Genomic DNA, 21,099 nt, shown 5'->3' on the forward strand with positions numbered 1-21,099 from the left:
CATCATTTCGCAGGCGCACCGTTCCCCGGCCCCCCGACATCCTGCAACGCAGGCAGCCGCGCTTCCACCGGAGGCAGCGGAGGAAACGCCTCGTGCGGCTCAGCCTGATACCAGTACGCTACCGAATAGAAGTTGTCCGAGCGATGATTCGCATTGCCATACTCAATCGTCGCCTTGAACGACTTCGTAAACGGAATCGGCGAGTCAAGATGAAAGCGATACACACTCGACCTGCTCCCCGCCACATCCCCACCCACTACCGGAGCGCCATAAAGCTGATACGAAAATGGTCCCCCGGAAAATCCCCACGCGCCCAGAAAGTAATCCTCCGACCCCGTCCCAACAATCGACGGCGTCTTCTCGTCATCGACAAAAAACATGTCGTCGCCCTCGCCCCACCATCCATCCTGGTTCTGCAGCACCGACATGGTCACCCCCACATACTGCCCATGTCCCTTCGCCTCCATCCAGACGTAGTTGTCCTTGCCATCCAGGTTCGTCTTCCCATTCACCAGCGGATCGCCATTGCCCGTCCACTTGTTCGTCCAGCCGCGGTTCGGCTGCGCCTGCCGGTACTCCGCATGAAAGTACAGCGTATCGCGCGGCAACTCGTGCGCATACGTTCGATAGTCGATGTTGTAGTAGAAGCTGTGAACCGGCTGCTTGCCCTCATTCGTAATCGTGATGCGCGCATGATGCCGGAACGGCATCGGGAAAAACGAGTTCAGGCTCTTGTCGCTGCCCACTGAAAGCATCTCCGACTGCCAGCGATAATACTCACCCAACCCTAGTCCGAAGAAGTCGCCAATCGGCGTCTCGACACTCGGGCTCTGCTCGCCGTCCCAGTAGATGCGCAGCACAATGCGCTTCAGGTGATAGGGCTCACCGCTCGCAATCGTAAACCACAGGTGCGACACCTCACCGGGCCCATCCACATCCAACGCCGTCAGCGTCGCGCCCGGCTCAATCCGGCGAAAGTCGGCATTCGCGCCCGTCGGGTCCGTGCTCGATGCGCGATGCAGCACGTAGTTCTGCTGCTGCGTCACATCTGGCCAGTCCGTCGGACGCTGCGCCACAGCCATCGCCGCAAAACCCGCAGCAAGCAAAGCCACAACAAAAAGACGCGCCTTCATCTGCACCTCATCGTTTGCGAAATGCGCTAGTCAATGCCGAAGCTATGCTGCACCTGCTCCAGCGAAATCCCCTTTGTCTCCGGGTAGTACCGCAGAATCATGAAGAAGTCGACGACCATCATCACCGCGAAAAACATAAACGGATACGCGCCGCTCGACCCCGCCATAATCGGAAACACCAGCGAGATAATCGCATTCGTCACCCAGTGCGACGAGCTGCCCAGCGCCTGCCCCTTCGCCCTCACGCGGTTCGGAAACACCTCGCTGATGTACACCCAGACCACCGCTCCCTGCGAGATCGCAAAGCAGGCAATGTACGCCATCAGCAGCCACACCAGCCAGTCCAGATGCTTGTGCGCCTCAAAGATATACGACACGCCCGCCAGACACACCACCAGCCCTGCCGTACCCACCAGCAGCAGCTTCTTGCGCCCAAACTTATCAATCACCGACATCGCCACCAGCGTCGCCACCAGGTTCATCGCGCCCACGGCCACAGCCTGCAGCGCGCCCGAAACCTTGCTCGCACCTGCAAACGCAAAGATGTCGTTCAGGTAGTAAAGAATCGCATTGATGCCCGACAACTGGCAGAACATCCCCACCGTAATCGCCAGAAACACCGGAAACCGATACTGCTTCGAGAACAGCGGATCGCTCGAACCGCTCCGCTCCAGGTGGACCGAAGCCACAATCTCATCCAGCTCTTCCTTCGCCTTCGTCACGCCCGTCAGGTGCAGCACCTCCAGCGCTTCATCCAGCCGCGCCTTCATCACCAGCCAGCGCGGGCTGCGCGGAATCCCAAACAGCGCAATCAAAAACAGCACCGCAGGCACCGCCGAGATGCCAAGCTGCCATCGCCACTCCATCGCACCCAGGCGCATCGTGTCGATGATCGCGTTCGACATATACGCCAGCAGAATGCCGACCACGATGTTCACCTGAAAGAACCCCACCAGCCGTCCACGCCACTCCGGCGGCGAGATCTCAGCGATATACATCGGCCCCAGCACCGAAGATCCGCCAATCCCCAGCCCGCCGATAAACCGAAAGAAGATCAGCGCCGGCCAGTTCCACGCCAGCGCGCAACCCAGCGCCGAGACAACATAAAAAAACGCCATCACCCGCAGGCTGTCGCGCCGCCCATACTTCTGCCCTGGAATACCCGCGGACATCGCGCCAATCACCGTGCCCACCAGCGCGCTCGAAACCGTTACGCCCAGCAGCGTAGGAGAAAGATGATAGGTCTGAGTCAGCGCATTCGTCGTGCCTGAGATCACCGCCGTGTCGAAGCCGAACAGTAGACCGCCCAGCGCGCCCACCACGGTGCTTTTAATCACATAAGAATTGATCGCCATCTGCCATCCTGAATCTGCGTCCCGCCCGCTGTCTCGCAAGCCGGGTAGTATGCGCCCACACCTCCACCGAGCGTCCTTTTTCAGACGCAACAATCGGCAGCTCGCGCGAGCCCATACAGTCTGTCACAGACTGCCTATGATTGCTTATCAGATTTCAGGCAAACCGTCTCACCCTATACAACGGGGACCTGGGCCAGCTTGCTGGCGCCCAGCCAGCTGGCTTACATCTGCCGCGCCAACACCAGCGTAATATCGTCCGGCTGCTCCGCCGCGCCAATCCACGCGTCCAGCGCATGCATCACCTGCGTCGAAATCACATGCAGAGGCTGGTCCCTATAGCGCCGAATAACTTCAATCATCCGCTCTTCGCCAAACTCGCCGAAGTCATTCTCCGGCTCCGTCACCCCATCCGAATACGCAACCATAATGTCGCCCGGCTGCATCTGCACACGGCCTTCTTCATACCGCATCCCGTCCATCAGCCCTACCACCGTCCCACCCTGGTCGAGCCTGCGCACAGCGCCGTCGCGTCCCAGCACCAGCGGCGGCAACTGTCCCGCATTCGAGTACGTCATCAACGACGACTCCACATCATAGTGCGCTAAAAACAGCGTCGCGTACTTCTCCGGCTGCGTGCTCCGGTAAAGATGCCTGTTCAGCAACGACAGAATCCGCCCCGGCGAATGAAACAGCTCATCGCAATCACCCCCACGCCCATCGCGGCTGGACATCAGCCCATCCACTACCGACTCGCTGTACACCAGCTCCTCGCTCGCAAACCTGTACGCCCGCACCGCCGAGTGCAGCGTCGCCATCAGCAGTGCAGCCGAAATTCCCTTCCCGCTGATATCGCCAATTGCAATCCCCACACCCGTCTCGCGCCGCGCATGCCCATTGTGCGCCTCCTCGTGAAACACCAGGAAGTCGTAGTAGTCTCCGCTCACCGACCGCGCCGGCCTGCAAACCCCATGCAGCTCCAGCGTCTTCAAATTCGAGATGTGGTGCGGAAACAGGTTCGCCTGCACCTCCTGCGCAATCGAGATCTCGTTCTGCAACCGCTCCTTTTCCTTCTGCTCTTCGATCAGCCGTTCCAGCGACTCAGCCATCTTGTTGAACGACCGGCTCAGCTCCGCAAGCTGGTCCGTACGCTCGACACCAATCCTGTGGCTCAGAGATCCTTTATCAATCTGCTGCGTCGCCTGATAAAGATCCGACACCGAAGCCGTAATCGTCTTGCTCAACCGAATCGCCATCCACAGCGCCAGCAGCTCAATCAGCGCAAACACCACGCACAGCACAATCAGGAACAACCGGATCACGCTGGTCACAATCCCGCCCAGCGATCCGCCAAACAACTGCCGGTACAACAGCGACGGCCGCGAATCCACCTCAATCGCCACCCCATACGGCGCGCCCGTGTCCCACTCCGTCATCGCCACCGTCGAAAGAAAACGCACGCGAATGTCCGCCAGGTTCACCCCTCGGACCTCGCCGCCTCCCTCAATCGGTCCTCCCGCGCCGTGGCCCTCTTCTGCCTTCTCCAGCGTCCTCGCCCGCGACTCCCGCTTGAACCCGCCGCTCTGCGTCGTCTCGTCCGAGTTCTCAATTCTTAGCGGAAACAGCACCGCCCTGCCCAGCCCCGCGGCGACCATGTCCATCAGCGTCGAATTCACCGACATGCTGTCCACGACCGTAAACATCCTCTTGTCGTGCAGCCTTTGCTGGTTCAACGCCACCAGGTACAGCTTGCCGCCATCGATCACCATCCCATGAAACTCGCCGCCATGCAGGTTCGCCGCCCATAGCGGCAACCCAAACGGAGTATTGCTGTCCCCATTCGTTCCCGTCGCCACGCGCGCGCCATCCACATACGTCGTCGTCGTCGAGTGCAGCTTGAACCGCTCACCATCCGTGCCCCGCACACTCTCACTTGTCGTCGACGGCCCCGCAGCCGGCCCGGGCAAATTCCCATTCATCACCAGTGCCAGAAAGTCCGCGCGGTGCCCATTCTCCGCGCTCATCTGTTCCACTTCGCTCTGCAACCGCGAGTCCGCCAGGTGAATCGCAAACTGTCCTGCCGCGATGTAAGCCGAGATCAACACCAGCGTCGCAAACAGCACCACCGGCGCCACGCCAATCAGCAGATACGTCACTACCAGCTTGTTCCGCAGACTCCACAGCATGTGCTTACGCACCAACTGCACCGCCAGCGCCACACCAACCACCACCAGCGCCACACCAACAAAAAACTCCACCACGCCAAAGAACTTCCCGAACTCACCCGGCAACCGGCTCAATCCCACCAGCACACAGAATTGCAACGCGAGCCAGAACGCCGCCCCCGCCAGCCCCGAAGGAATGTGCGTCCTCACCCAGTCCGCAACGCGCGCTCCTGTTCCGCCCTGCATCTGCCTCTTACTCCTCCGCCTTTGCCTGCCGCGCCAGGCGCAGCGTATACCGCGTAGCCGAAAAATGCGCTCCCGCCAACAATAGCAGCCCCGACAGAAACGCCCACATCATCAGCCCAACAGAAATATAGAACGGTCCATAAATCGACTGGAAGTCAATCCACGGCAGCGCCCATATATAGATGTGCCGCGCCAGCGCCCACAGCAGTCCCACCACAATCGCCGTCGGCAGCACCGCCCGCGCTGGCACCTTCCTGTAGGGCAAAATCCAATAAATCAAGAAGAACAGCAGGATACTCGCAAACCCTGCCGAAAATCTCAAAAACCAGAACGACATAAACCGGTAAACCAGATTCTGCGTGTGTCCAAAGAACACCCAGGACAGAATCGCCTGCTGCCCTGCCGTCGAAGCCACCGAGCCCAGCGCCAGCAAACCCACCGCAAATGCGAGTCCTAGCGAAATCCCTTGATTATGCAGATAGCTGCGGTTTTTCTTCACGCCCCAGACGTTGTTCAGCGCCACCTCCAGCGGCAAAAACACGCCCGTTGAAGTAATCAGCAGCATCACCAGCGAAAAGACTTCAGTCCCTTTATGCGGATGCGTCAACAGTTGCATATTCCGCATCACAAAATCCTGCCCCACCGGCAGAAACGTCTTCATCATGTCGCTGACAACGATCTCCATCGTCCGCGAATGAAACACATTACGCGTAATCGAAAGCAGCAGCACAATAAACGGAAACAGCGAGAGGATCGCATTCGCCGCGACGCTGAACGCATAGGTATGCACCTCGGTCCGCATCATGTAGCGAGCCAGCGCCGCAAGCCGCGCGCCAAGCCCATCCGACGGGACAACGGGCCGAACCTGTTCGATAGGTTTCGCCTGCGGCTCCGCGCTCTTTTGCGCAGAAGCAGCGCTCTTGTCCGAAAGATTCGACGACATAATTAAAAATTGGACGCGAGAAAACCCACATCGCTATGCCGATGCTAGCAGAGCCCCCACGCCACTCGCACTCTCCACTTGATAAACTCAATCCCAAAGAAGACCACACATGAACCACTACATCGAACGCGTCGTCGACCTCATCGAGCCCGAGTACAACAACCTCTACAACCTCACCCTCGACGAGGCCCGCGCCCTGCTCTTCAGCCAGCCCGCCGAAGCCATCCGCACCATCCACGGCTCCTTCGCCCTCCTCGCCAAATCCGGCAAGAACGTCCGCATGGTCCGCTCGCTCGACCGCCCCATGCGCTACTTCCTCGCCAAGCGCGCAGAAGGCCCCGCACTCATCGTCGCCTCGCGCATCGACACCATCTACAACTGGCTCCGCGCCGAAGGCCTCGACTCCCAATTCCACCCCAGCTACACCCGCATGGTGCCCGCGCACCACATCGTCGACATCCAGCTCATCGGCTGCCCCGACCCCGACCCCGTCTACACCCGCTTCTTCACACCCGTCTCCGCCGCGCTGCCCGCCGACCTCGACCACATCGGCCACGCCTACATCTCCGCCGTCGCCGAAGAGATCGCGCAGTGGCTCCAGCGCATCCCCGCCGCCGAACCCATCGGCGTCGCGTTCTCCGGAGGCATCGACAGCGGCAGCGTCTTCCTCACCACCTACCACGTCATGCGCAAGCTCGGCATGAACCCTTCACGCCTCAAAGCCTTCACGCTCGACCTCGGCAACGGTCCCGACGTCGAGCAAGCCCGCTCCTTCCTCCAAGCCGTCGACCTCGAACTCTTCCTCGAACCCATCGAAGCCGATGCCGCCACACTCAACGCCGCCGAGACCATCCGCATCACCGAAGACTACAAGCCCCTCGACATCGAATCCGCCACCATGGCTCTCGCTCTATGCCGAGGCATCCGCGCCCGCTACCCCGACTGGCTGCACCTCATCGACGGCGACGGCGGCGACGAAAACCTCAAAGACTATCCCATCGAAGAAAACCCCGAGCTCACCATCACCAGCGTCATTAACAACCGAATGCTCTACCAGGAAGGCTGGGGCGTCGGCAAAATCAAACACTCGCTCACCTACTCCGGCGGACTCAGCCGCTCCTACACCCGCACCTACGCGCCCGCGCACCACTTCGGCTTCCAGGGCTTCAGTCCCTTCACGCGCTCCGAAGTCATCGCCGTAGCCGAAGCCATCCCCTTCATCGACATCACCCAATACAACGTCCCGCGCCTCTACGAACTCAAAGGCGAGATCGTCTCCCGCGGCATCGCCTCCGTCACCGGCATGAAGATGCCCGTCTTCCCCAAACGCCGCTTCCAGCACGGCGCACTCCCGGAAGACTCGATGCGTCGACGCCTCCCCTATCGCGAAGCCGAGTACCGCAAACAATTCCTCTCGCTCTACCAATGAGCACCTACCCCGCATCGACTGCCGCACGCGATCAATGGATCATCGCCCAACGCCCCGATCGCAACCATCTCGACCCACTACGCCCCTATGCCTTCCTCGTCGAAGACGAACGCTCCGCCGAAAACGAAATCGTCCCCGTAGCCACCATCTTCCTCACCAACCGCGAGTGCCCATTCCGCTGCGTGATGTGCGACCTCTGGAAGAACACACTCACCACAACCGTCCCTACCGGAGCCATCCCCGCACAAATCCAATACGCACTCTCGCAGCTCCCACCATCCCGCCAAATCAAGCTCTACAACGCCGGCAGCTTCTTCGACCCGCAAGCCATCCCACCCGAAGACTACGCCGCCATCGCCACGCAAACAGTCCACTTCGAGCGAGTTATCGTCGAGTGCCACCCATCGCTCGCAAATCAAAGATGCTTGCAATTCAAAAGTAACCTCACCGGCAAGCTCGAAGTAGCCATGGGCCTCGAAACCGCCCACCCCGAAGTCCTCACCCAGCTCAACAAGCGCATGACGCTCGACCAGTTCAAGCGCGCCGCAGACTTCCTCCAGCAAAACGAAATCGCCCTCCGCGTCTTCATCCTCGTCCAGCCACCATTCATGCGCGAAGAAGAATCGCTCGAATGGGCTGCCCGCTCACTCGACTTCGCCTTCAACTCCGGAGCCACCGCCGCCACCCTCATCCCCACCCGCGCAGGCAACGGCGCAATGGAACACCTCCAAATCATCGGCCAATTTTCCCCACCAAAACTCAGCACTCTCGAAGCCGCAGCAAACTACGGCCTCACCCTCAACCGTGGCCGAGTCTTCACCGACCTCTGGGACGCAAAGCCCACCTGCCCACACTGCGGCCCGCAACGCATCGAGCGCCTCCACCAGATGAACCTGCACCAGACCATCCTCGCGCCGATCGAATGCTCCACGTGCGAGGGCCGCACGTGACCCGCCACTACGACATCGCCATCGCAGGCTCAGGCTTCGGAGGCTCACTCCTCAGCATGATCGCCCACCGCCTCGGCCACTCCGTCGTCCTCATCGAACGAGGCACGCACCCCCGCACAGTCATCGGCGAATCCTCCACCCCACTCACCAACCTGCTGCTCGAAGAGCTCACCACCCGCTACGATCTCCCCACCATCCGCCCGCTCAGCAAGTGGGGCACATGGCAACAAGCACACCCACAAATAGCCTGCGGTCTCAAGCGCGGCTTCACCTTCTACCATCACGATCTCGAAGACCCACAACCCTTCCCACCCGACCGCAGCCACCAACTCCTCGTCGCCGCCAGCCCGCACGACCGCATCGCCGACACCCACTGGTACCGCGCCGACTTCGATCACCTCCTCGTCCGCGAAGCCCAGTCCCTCGGCGTCGACTACCTCGACGAAACCACCCTCACCAAAATCACCGAGCACGATTCAGCAATCCAATTCGAAGCCACACGCCACAACAACCCCATCACCATCTCCGCAAAGCTCCTCATCGACGCCACCGGCCCGCGCGGCCTGCTCCACCACGCGCTCAATCTGGGTGAAAAGCCGCTCCCCAACCTCCCCCACACCCAAGCCCTCTACACCCACTTCACCGGCGCAGGCAAAATCGAACCCTCACACCAAGCCCCGCCCTATCCCGTAGACGCCGCCGCAGTCCATCACATCTTCGATGGAGGCTGGATCTGGGTCCTCCAATTCAACAACGGCATCACCAGCGCAGGCATCGCCGCCACAGACGCGCTCGCCACAAAACTCAACCTCAGCGAAGGCGCACCCGCCTGGCAACGCATCCTCACCCACATCCCCGCGCTCCAGCATCAATTCTCCGATGCAAAACCCACCCAACCCTTCCGCCACATCCCACACCTCTCCTTCCAAAGCGCAGCCATCACCGGCAAACGCTGGGCGCTTCTCCCCTCCGCCGCAGGCTTCGTCGACCCACTCCTCTCCACCGGCTTCCCACTCACCCTGACAGGCATCGACCGCCTCGCCCGCATCCTAAATCAATCGACCGACGCTCAATCATTCGACTCACCCAGCCTCGCGCACGAACTCCAAACCTACGCCGCCGAAACCGAAGCCGACCAACTCGCCGCCACCCGCCTCATCGCCGCGCTCTACGCCAACATGCACGACTTCCCCACCTTCAGCGCGCTCTCGCTGCTCTACTTCGCCGCCGTCAGCTACGCCGAAACCGCCCACCGTCTCAACAAGCCAGAACTCGCCCCATCCTTCCTCCTCCACACCCACCCGACCTTCGGTCCGGCGAGCAAAAGCCTCTGCGAACGCGCCCTCCACATCGCAACTCCCGCACAAGCCGCCGAGCTCCGCGAAGACATCCTCGGCGCCATCGACCCCATCAATGTAGCCAGCCTCGGCAACGCAACCCGCCGCAACTGGTATCCTGTCGATGCCAACGACCTCATCCAGGCCGCCCCCAAACTCAACGCCAGCCCGGAAGACATCGACCAACTCCTCCAACGCTGCGGCTTCTAATCCAACACAAACGCACGTCATCTCGACCGGAGCGGAGCGAAGTGGAGAGACCCCTGTATTTCTTCCGCGAGCCTCGCCACCTGCTCGATAGCAGTCCGTATGCCCATATGCACCACCTACCGCCCCGGCAACAACCCCTCAATCACCTTCACCGCCTGCTCCGCCTGCACCTCATACCCCGCTGGGGTATAGTGAACATTCCCGTTATGCAAATCATCATGCCCAAGCATCAACCCATGCTGATCATCCACCTGCACACGAAACCGCTTCATCACCGCCAGCGCATCCGCATTCCGCACATCGATCCGAGCATTCGTAGCCCCACCGGCATCGCTCGCATGCACCGGAGTCGTCGTCGCCCACACCAGCTTCGCGCCACGCCCATTCGTCCGCAGCGTCTCCACCAGCCCCGGCAACCCCTCCGCATACTCCGCCTCGGTGTACTTCCACCCATGCATCCCGTTGTTGAAGTGAATCACGGCAAAGTGCAGCGGCATCATCCGAAAATAATCCCTCACCTGAGCATCCAGCCGCGGATCACCCGAAGCCGCCGACGTCGCAAACAAATAACAGTTCGCCCGCCCCGCCAGCAGCTTCGCCACCTCCGGATAGTACCCACGCGTAATCGAATCCCCCACCAGCAACACATTCGGCAACGCGGCATCCACCGCATCCGGCTGCGCCGCCCACGTCCACTCAATCTTCTCCAGAATGCTCTTGCCCCCAGCCGCATGCCGCGCCTGAGCCACACCCGCCGAGACCGCAAACCCAACGCAAACCACCCACACCGCACACCGCAAAGCAATCCGCATCCACATCCCCCTCAAAAACAATTTTTCAACCATAAAAATCTACACGCCCTCACGAGCCCAGAACAAGCAGCACCTAAAATCAACAACTTGCAAGCCGCGCCACCCACAGCAGCCGGTCTGAGCCTTTCTGCTCCCAAAAGCATCTAGAATTAAGCAAACGCCACGAAGCATTGAGGAAGATCCCGAATGCCAACTGCCATCGAAGAAGCCACCGAAATCAACAAAGAACTACCCAAGCTCTCCAACGACGAGATCGCCCGCTACTCCCGCCACCTCATCCTGCCCGAGGTCGGCATGGAGGGCCAGCGTAAATTGAAAGCGGCAAAGGTCCTCTGCGTCGGCACCGGCGGCCTCGGCGCGCCCCTCGCGCTCTACCTCGCCGCCGCCGGCGTAGGCACCATCGGCCTCATCGACTTCGACGTCGTCGACAAGAGCAACCTCCAGCGCCAGATCATCCACTCCGAAGCCACCGTCGGCAAGCTCAAAGTCGACTCGGCCGAGATCATGCTCAAGGGCCTCAACCCGAACCTCAACGTCGTCAAGCACAACACGATGCTCACGAGCCACAACGCGCTCGACATCCTCAAGGACTACGACGTCATCGCCGACGGCACCGACAACTTCCAGACGCGCTACCTCGTCAACGACGCCTGCGTCCTGCTCGGCAAGCCCAACGCCTACGCCTCCATCTACCGCTTCGAGGGCCAGGCCAGCGTCTTCGGCGCGCCGCTCGGCCCCTGCTACCGCTGCCTCTATCCCGAGCCGCCACCGCCGGGCCTGGTGCCCTCCTGCGCCGAAGGCGGCGTGCTCGGCATTCTCCCCGGCCTGCTCGGCATCATCCAGGCCACCGAGACCATCAAGCTCATCCTCGGCATCGGCGAGCCGCTCGTCGGCCGTCTCCTGCTCGTCGACGCGCTCGGCATGAACTTCCGCCAGCTCAAGCTGCGCAAGAACCCCGACTGCCCCGTCTGCGGCACGCACCCCACCGTCACCGAGCTGATCGACTACGACCAGTTCTGCGGCATCGAGAAGCCCACCGAGGTCGGTCCGCTCGAAGTCGCCCGCGACAAGGCCGTAGCCGACCTGCCCATCGTCGACGGCATCCCGCAGATCTCCGTCGAGCAGCTTAAGAAAAAGCTCGACGCGAAGGAGAACATCTTCGTCCTCGACGTCCGCGAGCCGCACGAGTACCAGATCGTCAACATCGGCGCACCGCTCATCCCGCTCGGCACCATCGAGTCACGCCTGAGCGAGATCGCCGCACACAAAAACGACGAAGTCATCGTTCACTGCAAATCAGGAGCACGCAGCCAGAAGGCCTCCATCCTCCTGAAGAACGCCGGCTTCACCAACGTCTCCAACCTCACCGGAGGCATCACCGCCTGGGCCGACAAGATCGACAAGTCCCTGCCCAAGTACTAAACCAAAACCACTTCGCAGAAAAAACAACGGCGCATCCCACCTCGGATGCGCCCTTCTTTTTCGCGCCTCTTTGCATTCCCATTCCCTAGCGCAGCGGAGGAATCTGCGTTTTCGACTTTCAAACCTAGTATGGCGAAGTCACATCTTCCCTAAGAAGACCCAAATTCTGTCCAAACAAACGCAGTTCTTTGCCGGTATAGCGGGATTGGCTTGGGAAATTAAGCTCGGAGCATCGAAGACCATTGTCACGCTAACGTTAATCTTTCAGACCATAGCGGTTCGCGTACTCTCTACGCAAGGTTTGGCTATACCATGCGCTAACACTCTCGAACTGCAATTTGTTTTCCATCTCATCTTCTTTAAAAGAGACGAAATGGGGGGCGCTATCCCTTATCGCAGATATCCAGGTCCCGCAATGAAAAACCAGGAGGGTTTTGTCGACACCAGATGTCCAATAGAATTCATTTCTAGCATTAATGTCATACTCAGGATTAACTGCAAACGGACTTAGGAGAGTTTCACTTTCAAACATCTCTCCGCCTCCTGTCGCAATCCACAATTTTCTTAAATCAAGAGGAACTTGGACACCATTGGGTGGTATCCATTTATTGATTTTTGTTTCATCCGGAGTGCCGCACCATAAAAAGATATGGGGGTGTTCGATAGCATCTTTTAAGATTTGATCGATCATCGACTTCTAAGCATCCCTTCAATAAGTCCCATAAATTTGCGGGTTTCTGCCTTGAATCGAACACCTTGCCGGACGCTCCATCCATTCCGCCGTTGTATTGCGGGCGAGGCACGAACCCTACTCCGCCTTATCCTCCGGCACCAGAATCTGCAGACAAAGCGGCTTCTCCAACATGCAGTCCATCTTGCCAATCGACACCATCGCCTTCTCGATCGTCGAAGTCAGGCTCGGCTCCGTCGTAATCACAAACGGCAGCTTATGCTTCGGATAGCCGCGCCGTTGCAGCAGCGAATCAATATTCGCCCCCACCTTCGCCAGCGCGCCCGAGATCGCCGAAACAATCCCCGGCTTATCATCCACCACAAACCGCAAATAGTGCGGAGCCATAAAGTCGCTCGTCACCGCGCGCTTCCTCACCGGCAGCTCGACCGACCTGCAACCCTGCGCCACAGCCAGCAAATCCGAGACGACAGCAACAGCCGTAGGCTCGCCGCCCGCACCGTGGCCCGAGAAAACCACATCCCCGCCGAACTCCCCACTCGTCACCACCATATTCTGCGTCCCATGCGACCACGCCAGCGGCGACGCCAACGGCACCAGCATCGGCGCCACCCTCGCATGAACCACCGCCCCATCCAACTGCGCCCGCGATATCTGCCGAATCGTGCAGTTCAGCTCTTTTGCATAAGCGAAATCTACGGCTTCGACCGTAGCAATCGTCTGCGTCGGCACCGCATCCGGATCCAGCTCCGCCCGCATCGCAATCCGCGACAGGATGCACAACTTCGCCCGCGCATCGTACCCATCCACATCCGCCGAAGGATCAGCCTCGGCATACCCAAGCTGCTGCGCATCGGCCAACACCGTCGCGTAGTCCGCGCCCGACTCCATCCTGCTCAGAATGTAGTTGCACGTCCCATTCAAAATCCCGCTCAGCCGCGTCACCCTGTCGCCGCCCAGCCCCTGCAGCATCCCCGGAATCACCGGCACACCGCCCGCAACCGCCGCGCCATGCACCAGGTACACGCCATGCTGCGCAGCCAGCCGCGCCAGTCCAGTCCCGCGATAAGCAATCAACTGCTTATTCGCCGTCACCACACTCTTGCCTGAACTCAACGCCTTACGAATCCAGCTCTCCGTCGGGGTCAGCCCACCCGTCAGCTCGACCACAACATCCACATCCGACCGCAGAATCTCATCCACATTCTCGGTCCACTTCACCGAACCAGACACAGCCTTCGCCGCATCCGAAGCGCGCTTCCGCCCCACATTCCGGTTGAAGATATGCGTCAGCTCAATGCCCGCAAACTTCTGCGCCGCGAGCACCCGCGCCACCGAACTGCCCACGGTCCCAAACCCCAGCAGCGCCACCTTCACCGCCGCATCCGCCTTCTTCGCCTGCTTCTTCTTCGTAGCCATTCTCAGTAATCCACTCTCTCCGCCTGCTTCTTCCAGGCGTCAAAACTCTCCGTTGCCTTCTCCGCCAGCATCCTCGCCGCCGGAATCCCCCGCGCCGCAACCGGCCGCTTGATCTCGTCATACAAAAACGCATCATCAAAACCCGCGGCCGCAGCATCGGCAGACGTGCCGCTATAAAAGATCGCCTCACACCGAGCCCAATAAATCGCCGCCAGGCACATCGGACAAGGCTCACAGCTCGTATAAACCTGGCACCCACGCAGTTCAAAGGCTCCCAGCGCCGCGCACGCATTCCGAATCGCCATCACCTCGGCATGGGCCGTGGCGTCCTTCAGCGCCGTCACCTGGTTCACCCCGGTCGCCACCACCGCACCGTCGCGCACAATCACCGCGCCAAACGGCCCGCCGCGCCCCGAAGTCACATTCTCCGTCGCCAGCGCGATCGCCTTTTCCATAAAGATTGGATTGCCTTGCATCGGCCCTATATCCTTATCTGCATTGATGGAGCGGGACACTCAAATTATGTCACATGCACTCACCTCCAACCGCCCCACAGACCTCTCGGCCGCTAACCTTCCAGCAAAACAATAAGCAACCATGACAGTTACAATTCCAACCCGCAGCCAACGCCCCGCAGCCGACCGCATCCTCTCCCGCTGCCGCGAGATCGCCGCCTGCACCGAGGTCCCCGGCCAGATCACCCGCACCTTCCTCTCACCCGCCATGCGCCGCGTCCACACCCTTCTCCGCGATTGGATGGACGCCGCCGGCATGACCGTCCGCATCGACGCCGCAGGCAATCTGCGCGGCGTCCTCCCCGGCCCCACGCCACAAGCCCCGCGCCTCATCATCGGCTCGCACCTCGACACCATACCCAACGCCGGCCCCTACGACGGCGCCCTCGGCGTCGTCCTCGGCCTCGCCGTCGCCGAAGAGCTCCGCGGCCAGAACCTTCCCTTCAGCATCGAAGTCATCGGCTTCTCCGCAGAAGAAGGCGTGCGCTTCAGCAAACCCTTCCTCGGCAGCCTCGCGCTCATCGGTGAGCTCGACGCCGAAACCCTCGCCCTCCCCGACCGCAACGGCGTCACCGTCGCCGAAGCCATCCGCATCTTCGGCCTCAACCTCGCCGAGCTGCCCAACGCCGAGCTCGCCACCGGCAGCTTCGCCTATCTCGAAGTCCACATCGAACAAGGCCCCGTGCTCGAAAGCGAATCCCTCCCCCTCGGCATCGTCGAAGCCATCGCCGGACAGACCCGCACCGCCTTCATCTTCGAGGGCCAAGCCAACCACGCCGGCGCCACCCCCATGCACCTCCGCCACGACGCCCTCAGCGCCGCCGCCGAATGGATCGCCGAAGTCGAAGCCTACGCCGCCTCCCGTGAAGGCCTCCTCGCCACCGTCGACACCATCGAAGCCCATCCCGGAGCGACCAACATCATCCCCGCCCGCGTCACCGCCACACTCGACCTCCGCCACGCCAACGACGACACCCGCGCCACCGCCATCAACAACCTCACCACCACCGCAAAACTCAGCGCCGCAAAACGCGGAGTCAAGCTCACCACCCAAACCCAGCTCGACCAACCCGCCGTCCCCATGGACCGCCATCTCACCAGACTGCTCGAGTCCGCCGCCACCACCGCAAAAGCCCCGCACAAAAAAATGACCAGCGGCGCCGGTCACGACGCCATGATCGTCGCCCGCCGCCTGCCCGCTGCGATGCTCTTCCTCCGCAGCCCCGAAGGCATCAGCCACCACCCCAACGAGCGCGTCCACCCACCCGACATCGAAGCCGCCCTCACCACCACCCTCGAATTCCTCAAGCTCCTCAGCAACGACGAAGCCATCCCAAAACCAACCGCCTGAAATGCCGGGATGGTCATCCATCCGCCGCAAACGCAAGGGCCCGCTTTTCTCCCCGCCCAGCACCAATTTTGCTCTAGCATCGGAGTAGCAGAGCCACACACACATGCCCATCGCAACCATCAACCCCGCCAACAACCGCCTCATCCGCGTCTTCGACCCACTCACCGAAGAGGCCACGCGCCAGAAAATCTCTCTCGCCGACGAGACCTTCCGCGCCAACGCGCACATCTCCATCGACCACCGCGCCCTCTGGATGCGCAAGCTCGCCGCCATCCTCGACGACGAAGCCGACGAGCTCGCCGCCACCATCACCCTCGAGATGGGCAAGCCCATCCACGCCGCCCGCCTCGAAGTCCAGAAGTGCGCCCTCACCTGCCGCTACTACGCCGACAACGCCGCCCGCATCCTCGCCCCCGAACACATCCCCACCAGCGAGGCGCACACCAGCTACGTCCGCTACGAACCCCTCGGCATCATCCTCGCCATCATGCCGTGGAACTTCCCCTTCTGGCAGGTCTTCCGCTTCCTCGCGCCCGCGCTCATGGCCGGCAACGTTGGCCTGCTCAAGCACGCATCCAACGTCCCCGAGTGCGCCCTCACCATCGAATCCCTCGTCCGCCGCGCCGGCTTCCCTCGCGGCACCTTCCAAACCCTCCTCCTCGGAGCGCGCCACGTCGAACACGTCCTCGCCGACCCGCGCGTCGGCGCCGTCACACTCACCGGCTCCGAGCCCGCAGGCCGCGCCGTCGCCGCACAAGCCGGCTGGCTCATCAAAAAATCCGTCCTCGAGCTCGGCGGCTCCGACCCCTTCATCGTCCTTCCCTCCGCCGATCTCGACCACGCCGTCCAGACCGCCGTCCGCGCCCGCTGCGTCAACACCGGCCAGTCCTGCATCGCCGCCAAACGCTTCCTCATCCACGACAGCATCTACGACGCCTTCACCACCCGCTTCGTCGAGCTCATGAACCAGCTCCGCGTCGGCGACCCCATGCGCGAAGACACCGATCTAGGCCCGCTTGCCACGCTACAAATTCTTGAGGAATTAGAAGCCCAAATCGAAGCCGCCACCCAATCCGGCGCGCGCATCCTCACCGGAGGCCAGCGCATGGCCGGCGCGGGCAACTACTTCGAACCCACCGTCATCACCAGTGTCCCGCGCACCTCGCCCGTCTACCGCGAAGAGATCTTCGGCCCCGTAGCCATGCTCTTCCGCGTCCGCGACCTCGACGAAGCCATCGCCATCGCCAACGACACCCCCTTCGGCCTCGCCGCCAGCGCCTGGACCAGCGACCCCACCGAGCAGCAGCGCCTCATCGCCGAAATCCAGGCCGGAGCAGTCTTCATCAACGAGATGGTAGCCAGCGACCCACGCCTACCCTTCGGAGGCATCAAACACTCCGGCTACGGCCGCGAACTAGCCGCCGCCGGCATGCGCGAATTCCTCAACGCCAAAACCATAGTCATCGCCTCGGCTCACTCGTCCGTAGTTTCGGGCTGAACGAAGTTATCGCGCGGATTGCCGGGCCACAGCTTGAGATCGTTGAGCAGGTGATACGAAAACGTCGTGAACTCACTCCACGCCACTTCGATTTCATCTGCAAGTTTGTTCACATCTTCGGTTGACATCTCTGTACCATCAGATTTCAGTGTCCGCCTAACAGCTGTTTGCCACTTGGTTGTCGTGCCAGGATCGAACGTCCAGACGTCATGAACTACACGATTTCGCCTTTCGGCCAGCCCAAGAATCTTGTCCAAGCGCTTCTTGAACCCCTTGTCTGAGGCCATCCCTGGAGAACGAAGCTCACATAGCGACGAAAGGGCATCCAGCATTCGTGCAGTGTTTGCAATCTGTGCGGTCAGGCATGACCCCACCTTCCAATCGAGCCCGGCAAGCATACGAACGGTGGCCGCTATTTCGCTTTCGACCCGCGTCCACAAGACTGCTACGCGGCCAATGGCACTATAGTGCCTATCTCGTTCGGCATCCATGAACTTGAAATCTGATTGCGGCATGCAGCGAGTTTACCCGAGCCGGGTGCCGGGAGCCCCAGGTCTCGCTTTTGAGACCTGGGTTCATTCGCGCAACCTCCAAGGGCTGCCCAATTTTAGTTTTCGGTGGAAGGGCACGGCTTCAGCCGTGCCAAAAAGCAAGCCGCGCGAAGCGCCTTCCACTCTGCCGAAGGCCGGAGTGAAGCCCGAAGGGCGCAACGACCAGAATCCTCCGACCAACCCGCCACAAAATTACGCCACCAGCGTAGCCGACAACCTCACCCCAAGCGCATGAGCAACCTTCAGCACCGTCCCTAACTCTGGATTCCCCGCGTCGCTCAACGCCCGATACAGCGCCTCACGCGCAATCCCCGTATCGCGCGCAAGCTGAGCAATCCCACCCTTCGCCCGCGCCACCGCACCCAGCGCCTTCGCAATGTACCGCGGATCATCACTCTCCAGCGCTTCCGTCAAATACGCCGAGATAGTCTCATCGTCGGTCAGAAACTCCGCCGCATCATACTTCTTCGTCCGCACTTTCATCGAGCCACCCTTCCTCTTCAATCCGCTTCGCAAGCTCTTTCGCCCGCCTGATGTCTTTCGCCTGTGTGCTCTTATCGCCGCCACAGAGCAACACAATCACAATCTCGCCGACCTTCATGTAGTACACGCGGTATCCCGGCCCAAAATCGATCTTCAACTCAAAGACACCACCGCCCAGCGCGCGATACCTGCCCGGATTCCCATCTTCAAGCCGGTCGATCCGCGTCAAAATCCGCGCCCGTCCCTGCCGGTCTCGCAACTCCATCAACCACTCAGCAAATTCCTGGGTCCTCCGAATCTCTGCCAACCCCCACCTCAGTCAAATTCAAATGTAACCCATAAGTTACACAATGGCAAGCCACAAACAGCCTGGTGCGGGGTGCCCAATTTCAATTTTGGTGGAAGGGCACGGCTTCAGCCGTGCCAAAAGCAAGCCGCGCGAAGCCCCATCAATTCGCCGAAGGCTTCTCCACGCTATCGAACACGAACACCGGCACCTGCGTCTTGCCCGACTCCAGCTTCAACCCAAGCTGTTCCTCCAGCGCCGTGAACAACGGCGGCGGCGCATCGGCGGAGTCCTCCGCGACCGGCTGAGGTCCGCTCATCATGCCCGTCTGCGTCTCGTCCGGCGTCCACTTCAGATTCAAATCCCACAGACCCGACAGGCCAGTCTGATCGACCACCGGGCGGTCGAATATCCTGCGCAGCGTATGAACAAAGTCAGCCATGGACATACCCTGCGCATTCAGCCTGCCCGGCCTCATCATGGCTCCTTCCGGCCCTCCGCGCCCACCCAGCTTCTGAACATCGCTCCTCGTCATCTTCGGGCCGCCCTTGGCCACCGTCAGAATGTACGCCGACAGCACTTTCTGCTCCGTGTGAAACTTCAGTTGAAACCGCTCGGCGAGCAGCTTCCGCAAAATGCCATTCCACTGCTCCTTGCTCGGCGAGCCCGGCTGATCGGGCTGAATCTCAATGTCGTACCTGTCCGAGCCGGACCACGAAGGCGCGTTCACCATCTGCTTAGGCTCCAGATCGTAGGCAAACATCACCAAATCCTGAAGCGACATACTCGATATGAGGAGCCGATCGCCGGAGATCTGAAACATCATATGTCCGGCCGCCTTGCTCGGCTTGATCGTCGCCACCTCGATACCCGGATTCGCGTCCGCCGCCATCGGCTTCATGCGCGGAGCCTGCGGAATGGTCCACGCCGTATCCGGAGTAGCGCGCTCCAGCACCAGCCGTTCTGTTCCCTGTTGTCCAGTCCAGGAGCCGCTGATCGAATCATGCTGGCTGTTCATCTTCCCGTCGTAGCTCGAGTTCCCGAACACCAGCGAAAACTTCAGCTCATCGCCGACAAAGCTCACATCCGAAGCCGCAAATCGCGGCACGCCCATCGGGCCATTCATATCCAGCCGAAACACGATCACACGCAACGCGCCCGCGTCATTCCTGCCGATCTGCACCACGATGCGCCGGCCGCCGTTCGGTCCCTCCAGCGTGCCTTGCCACGAACCCTCAATCCCGTTACCCCGCGCGACCATCATCTGGTCCTGCGCAGCATGGGCCAACCCCACCCCCACAGGCAACATCACCACGAACACCGCAGCCGCACACAGCAGCAGCTTGCGCCAGACATCCAGCTTGAACCGCACCTGCTCCGCCACAATCCGGACGATGCGCTTCTTCAGATTCGATCCCGTCACTCCGGAGACGCAGCTCATCGGCATACTCCTACAGTTGTCATAATATCTACTACATTAGTTTGTTGATGGCAAACCCAAAATGCGTGCGGGCGCCCCAGGTCTCGTTTCTGAGACCTGGGTAACTCACATTCGCGCGAACCGCTTTGCCAATCCTCCACTCGGCAACTCCAGCGACGGGTCAATATCCCGGTTCCCCCGCGAGTGCCGCACGCCTGTCCTCACTCAACGGCACAGCAGCCGGCAATTTGAGCGCGAAGCCAACCATCCACACAATACTCAGAAACCGCGCCACAGGAATGAAATAGCCCGCAGTGAAATTCATCAGTGTCAGCGCAGAGAGCACACCCGCGGCCGCAACCACAATACCCAGCCCCATCAGCCATCGCGGCAACAGCTTGCCCGCCGCCACCGATACTCCGGCGACAAACAACCCAAGAAACACCGCGAAGCCGGGACCTCCCCCATCGAACCCCAGCGACTGCAGCGCTACAACGGCGCCCGTTGCCGCAGCCACACCCGGCCTGGTCAGCGACCACGTCGCCAAAGCGGAGCCAACCAGCATCATCGGAGCAGCGATCCCGCCCAGGGCCGCAATCTGTTCGCCACCCGAACGCGCACCTGAAGATCGCAAAAGCCCGACGCTAAGGGCCATGAAGATACCCAACGGAATCGCAGACACGAATTCGCAAAACGATCCCCACCGGATCGCCCAGCTGTGCTGTGCCACAAAAGCAACCGCGACCGCTCCATCATGTGGCACGTGGAAAGCGACGCTTACATTCGACCCCCCGGCTTTCAGCAGAACGACATACATCACCGTAAGCGTGAGAAGAACGGCCTTGGCATGGCGTTGAAGATACATCGTATTTCCTCCCGAACGTCT

19 protein-coding genes are annotated in these 21,099 nt (G+C 60.9%); 6 read left to right on the forward strand and 13 right to left on the reverse strand.

What is annotated here, in order from left to right:
* Nucleotides 1–2: 2 nt before the first annotated feature.
* The 4 genes from IEX36_RS06590 to IEX36_RS06605 all read right to left on the reverse strand — a co-directional run bounded on the left by IEX36_RS06590 (nt 3) and on the right by IEX36_RS06605 (nt 5,839).
* On the reverse strand, nt 3–1,133 hold the full coding sequence (locus IEX36_RS06590; protein ID WP_188758461.1) for a glycoside hydrolase family 172 protein: 1,131 nt from the start codon (nt 1,131–1,133) through the stop codon (nt 3–5).
* Nucleotides 1,134–1,159: 26 nt separating this feature from the next.
* Entirely contained in the window at nt 1,160–2,488 is a 1,329-nt protein-coding gene (locus tag IEX36_RS06595) for a sugar porter family MFS transporter (RefSeq protein WP_188758462.1), read from the reverse strand.
* 221 nt (nt 2,489–2,709) lie between these two features.
* Nucleotides 2,710–4,896: a PP2C family protein-serine/threonine phosphatase gene (locus tag IEX36_RS06600; protein ID WP_188758463.1), complete on the reverse strand. Its 2,187-nt coding sequence runs from the start codon at nt 4,894–4,896 to the stop codon at nt 2,710–2,712.
* A 7-nt stretch (nt 4,897–4,903) separates the two neighbouring features.
* On the reverse strand, nt 4,904–5,839 hold the full coding sequence (locus IEX36_RS06605; RefSeq protein WP_188758464.1) for a YihY/virulence factor BrkB family protein: 936 nt from the start codon (nt 5,837–5,839) through the stop codon (nt 4,904–4,906).
* A gap of 109 nt (nt 5,840–5,948) precedes the next feature.
* Here IEX36_RS06605 and IEX36_RS06610 point away from each other — a divergent pair, with 109 nt between their 5' ends.
* The 3 genes from IEX36_RS06610 to IEX36_RS06620 are packed head-to-tail and all read left to right on the forward strand — an operon-like array spanning nt 5,949 to nt 9,765.
* Nucleotides 5,949–7,268, forward strand: coding sequence for an asparagine synthase-related protein (locus IEX36_RS06610; RefSeq protein WP_188758465.1), 1,320 nt, complete (start codon nt 5,949–5,951; stop codon nt 7,266–7,268).
* Nucleotides 7,265–8,218, forward strand: a complete 954-nt coding sequence (locus IEX36_RS06615; RefSeq protein ID WP_188758466.1) for an archaeosine biosynthesis radical SAM protein RaSEA — start codon at nt 7,265–7,267, stop codon at nt 8,216–8,218. Before IEX36_RS06610 ends, IEX36_RS06615 begins: the two co-directional genes overlap by 4 nt.
* Entirely contained in the window at nt 8,215–9,765 is a 1,551-nt protein-coding gene (locus IEX36_RS06620) for an NAD(P)/FAD-dependent oxidoreductase (protein WP_188758467.1), read from the forward strand. The genes IEX36_RS06615 and IEX36_RS06620 overlap by 4 nt, the downstream gene beginning before the upstream one ends.
* A gap of 116 nt (nt 9,766–9,881) precedes the next feature.
* Here IEX36_RS06620 and IEX36_RS06625 read toward each other — a convergent pair whose 3' ends face one another.
* On the reverse strand, nt 9,882–10,577 hold the full coding sequence (locus IEX36_RS06625; protein ID WP_188758468.1) for an SGNH/GDSL hydrolase family protein: 696 nt from the start codon (nt 10,575–10,577) through the stop codon (nt 9,882–9,884).
* A gap of 186 nt (nt 10,578–10,763) precedes the next feature.
* Between IEX36_RS06625 and moeB the strand changes: the two genes are divergently transcribed.
* A complete protein-coding gene (moeB, locus tag IEX36_RS06630; RefSeq protein WP_188758469.1) occupies nt 10,764–11,999 on the forward strand; it encodes a molybdopterin-synthase adenylyltransferase MoeB in 1,236 nt (411 codons plus the stop codon).
* Nucleotides 12,000–12,255: 256 nt separating this feature from the next.
* On the opposite strand, the gene IEX36_RS06635 is transcribed toward moeB, so the two are convergent.
* The 3 genes from IEX36_RS06635 to IEX36_RS06645 all read right to left on the reverse strand — a co-directional run bounded on the left by IEX36_RS06635 (nt 12,256) and on the right by IEX36_RS06645 (nt 14,585).
* The gene (locus tag IEX36_RS06635) at nt 12,256–12,690 is read right to left on the reverse strand and encodes a hypothetical protein (RefSeq protein WP_188758470.1); all 435 of its coding nucleotides are present in this window, start codon (nt 12,688–12,690) and stop codon (nt 12,256–12,258) included.
* A 117-nt stretch (nt 12,691–12,807) separates the two neighbouring features.
* Entirely contained in the window at nt 12,808–14,109 is a 1,302-nt protein-coding gene (locus IEX36_RS06640) for a homoserine dehydrogenase (RefSeq protein WP_188758471.1), read from the reverse strand.
* Nucleotides 14,110–14,111: 2 nt separating this feature from the next.
* On the reverse strand, nt 14,112–14,585 hold the full coding sequence (locus tag IEX36_RS06645) for a nucleoside deaminase (RefSeq protein ID WP_188758472.1): 474 nt from the start codon (nt 14,583–14,585) through the stop codon (nt 14,112–14,114).
* A 121-nt stretch (nt 14,586–14,706) separates the two neighbouring features.
* On the opposite strand from IEX36_RS06645, the gene IEX36_RS06650 reads away from it, so the two are divergent.
* Both IEX36_RS06650 and IEX36_RS06655 read left to right on the forward strand, forming a co-directional pair.
* Entirely contained in the window at nt 14,707–15,975 is a 1,269-nt protein-coding gene (locus IEX36_RS06650; protein ID WP_188758473.1) for an allantoate amidohydrolase, read from the forward strand.
* 103 nt (nt 15,976–16,078) lie between these two features.
* Nucleotides 16,079–17,473, forward strand: a complete 1,395-nt coding sequence (locus IEX36_RS06655; RefSeq protein WP_188758474.1) for an NAD-dependent succinate-semialdehyde dehydrogenase — start codon at nt 16,079–16,081, stop codon at nt 17,471–17,473.
* On the opposite strand, the gene IEX36_RS06660 is transcribed toward IEX36_RS06655, so the two are convergent.
* From IEX36_RS06660 to IEX36_RS06680, 5 genes are all read right to left on the reverse strand, one after another.
* On the reverse strand, nt 17,449–17,988 hold the full coding sequence (locus IEX36_RS06660; protein ID WP_188758475.1) for a hypothetical protein: 540 nt from the start codon (nt 17,986–17,988) through the stop codon (nt 17,449–17,451). The two genes, IEX36_RS06655 and IEX36_RS06660, sit on opposite strands and share 25 nt — an antisense overlap.
* Before the next feature lie 228 nt (nt 17,989–18,216).
* Nucleotides 18,217–18,507, reverse strand: coding sequence for an addiction module antidote protein (locus IEX36_RS06665; RefSeq protein WP_188758476.1), 291 nt, complete (start codon nt 18,505–18,507; stop codon nt 18,217–18,219).
* Nucleotides 18,482–18,814, reverse strand: coding sequence for a type II toxin-antitoxin system RelE/ParE family toxin (locus IEX36_RS06670; protein ID WP_188758477.1), 333 nt, complete (start codon nt 18,812–18,814; stop codon nt 18,482–18,484). The genes IEX36_RS06665 and IEX36_RS06670 overlap by 26 nt, the downstream gene beginning before the upstream one ends.
* Nucleotides 18,815–18,956: 142 nt before the next feature.
* Nucleotides 18,957–20,234 (reverse strand): TIGR03435 family protein, encoded by a 1,278-nt coding sequence (locus IEX36_RS06675; protein WP_188758478.1) that lies wholly within the window; start codon nt 20,232–20,234, stop codon nt 18,957–18,959.
* Nucleotides 20,235–20,394: 160 nt separating this feature from the next.
* Nucleotides 20,395–21,078 carry a hypothetical protein gene (locus IEX36_RS06680; protein WP_188758479.1) on the reverse strand — a complete coding sequence of 228 codons (684 nt, stop codon included), beginning with the start codon at nt 21,076–21,078 and terminating at the stop codon, nt 20,395–20,397.
* Nucleotides 21,079–21,099: the final 21 nt, after the last annotated feature.

It is taken from the genome of Edaphobacter acidisoli, assembly GCF_014642855.1.
Classification (GTDB): Bacteria; Acidobacteriota; Terriglobia; order Terriglobales; family Acidobacteriaceae; genus Edaphobacter; species Edaphobacter acidisoli.

Coding starts and splice junctions, on each gene's coding strand:
- IEX36_RS06595 (WP_188758462.1), bottom strand. CDS start 2,488: ATGGCGATCAATTCTTATGTGATTAAAAGCACCGTGGTGGGCGCGCTG.
- IEX36_RS06645 (WP_188758472.1), bottom strand. CDS start 14,585: ATGCAAGGCAATCCAATCTTTATGGAAAAGGCGATCGCGCTGGCGACG.
- IEX36_RS06600 (WP_188758463.1), bottom strand. CDS start 4,896: ATGCAGGGCGGAACAGGAGCGCGCGTTGCGGACTGGGTGAGGACGCAC.
- IEX36_RS06665 (WP_188758476.1), bottom strand. CDS start 18,507: ATGAAAGTGCGGACGAAGAAGTATGATGCGGCGGAGTTTCTGACCGAC.
- IEX36_RS06605 (WP_188758464.1), bottom strand. CDS start 5,839: ATGTCGTCGAATCTTTCGGACAAGAGCGCTGCTTCTGCGCAAAAGAGC.
- IEX36_RS06635 (WP_188758470.1), bottom strand. CDS start 12,690: ATGATCGATCAAATCTTAAAAGATGCTATCGAACACCCCCATATCTTT.
- IEX36_RS06640 (WP_188758471.1), bottom strand. CDS start 14,109: ATGGCTACGAAGAAGAAGCAGGCGAAGAAGGCGGATGCGGCGGTGAAG.
- IEX36_RS06650 (WP_188758473.1), top strand. CDS start 14,707: ATGACAGTTACAATTCCAACCCGCAGCCAACGCCCCGCAGCCGACCGC.
- IEX36_RS06625 (WP_188758468.1), bottom strand. CDS start 10,577: ATGCGGATTGCTTTGCGGTGTGCGGTGTGGGTGGTTTGCGTTGGGTTT.
- moeB (WP_188758469.1), top strand. CDS start 10,764: ATGCCAACTGCCATCGAAGAAGCCACCGAAATCAACAAAGAACTACCC.
- IEX36_RS06660 (WP_188758475.1), bottom strand. CDS start 17,988: ATGCCGCAATCAGATTTCAAGTTCATGGATGCCGAACGAGATAGGCAC.
- IEX36_RS06655 (WP_188758474.1), top strand. CDS start 16,079: ATGCCCATCGCAACCATCAACCCCGCCAACAACCGCCTCATCCGCGTC.
- IEX36_RS06610 (WP_188758465.1), top strand. CDS start 5,949: ATGAACCACTACATCGAACGCGTCGTCGACCTCATCGAGCCCGAGTAC.
- IEX36_RS06590 (WP_188758461.1), bottom strand. CDS start 1,133: ATGAAGGCGCGTCTTTTTGTTGTGGCTTTGCTTGCTGCGGGTTTTGCG.
- IEX36_RS06680 (WP_188758479.1), bottom strand. CDS start 21,078: ATGTATCTTCAACGCCATGCCAAGGCCGTTCTTCTCACGCTTACGGTG.
- IEX36_RS06615 (WP_188758466.1), top strand. CDS start 7,265: ATGAGCACCTACCCCGCATCGACTGCCGCACGCGATCAATGGATCATC.
- IEX36_RS06675 (WP_188758478.1), bottom strand. CDS start 20,234: ATGAGCTGCGTCTCCGGAGTGACGGGATCGAATCTGAAGAAGCGCATC.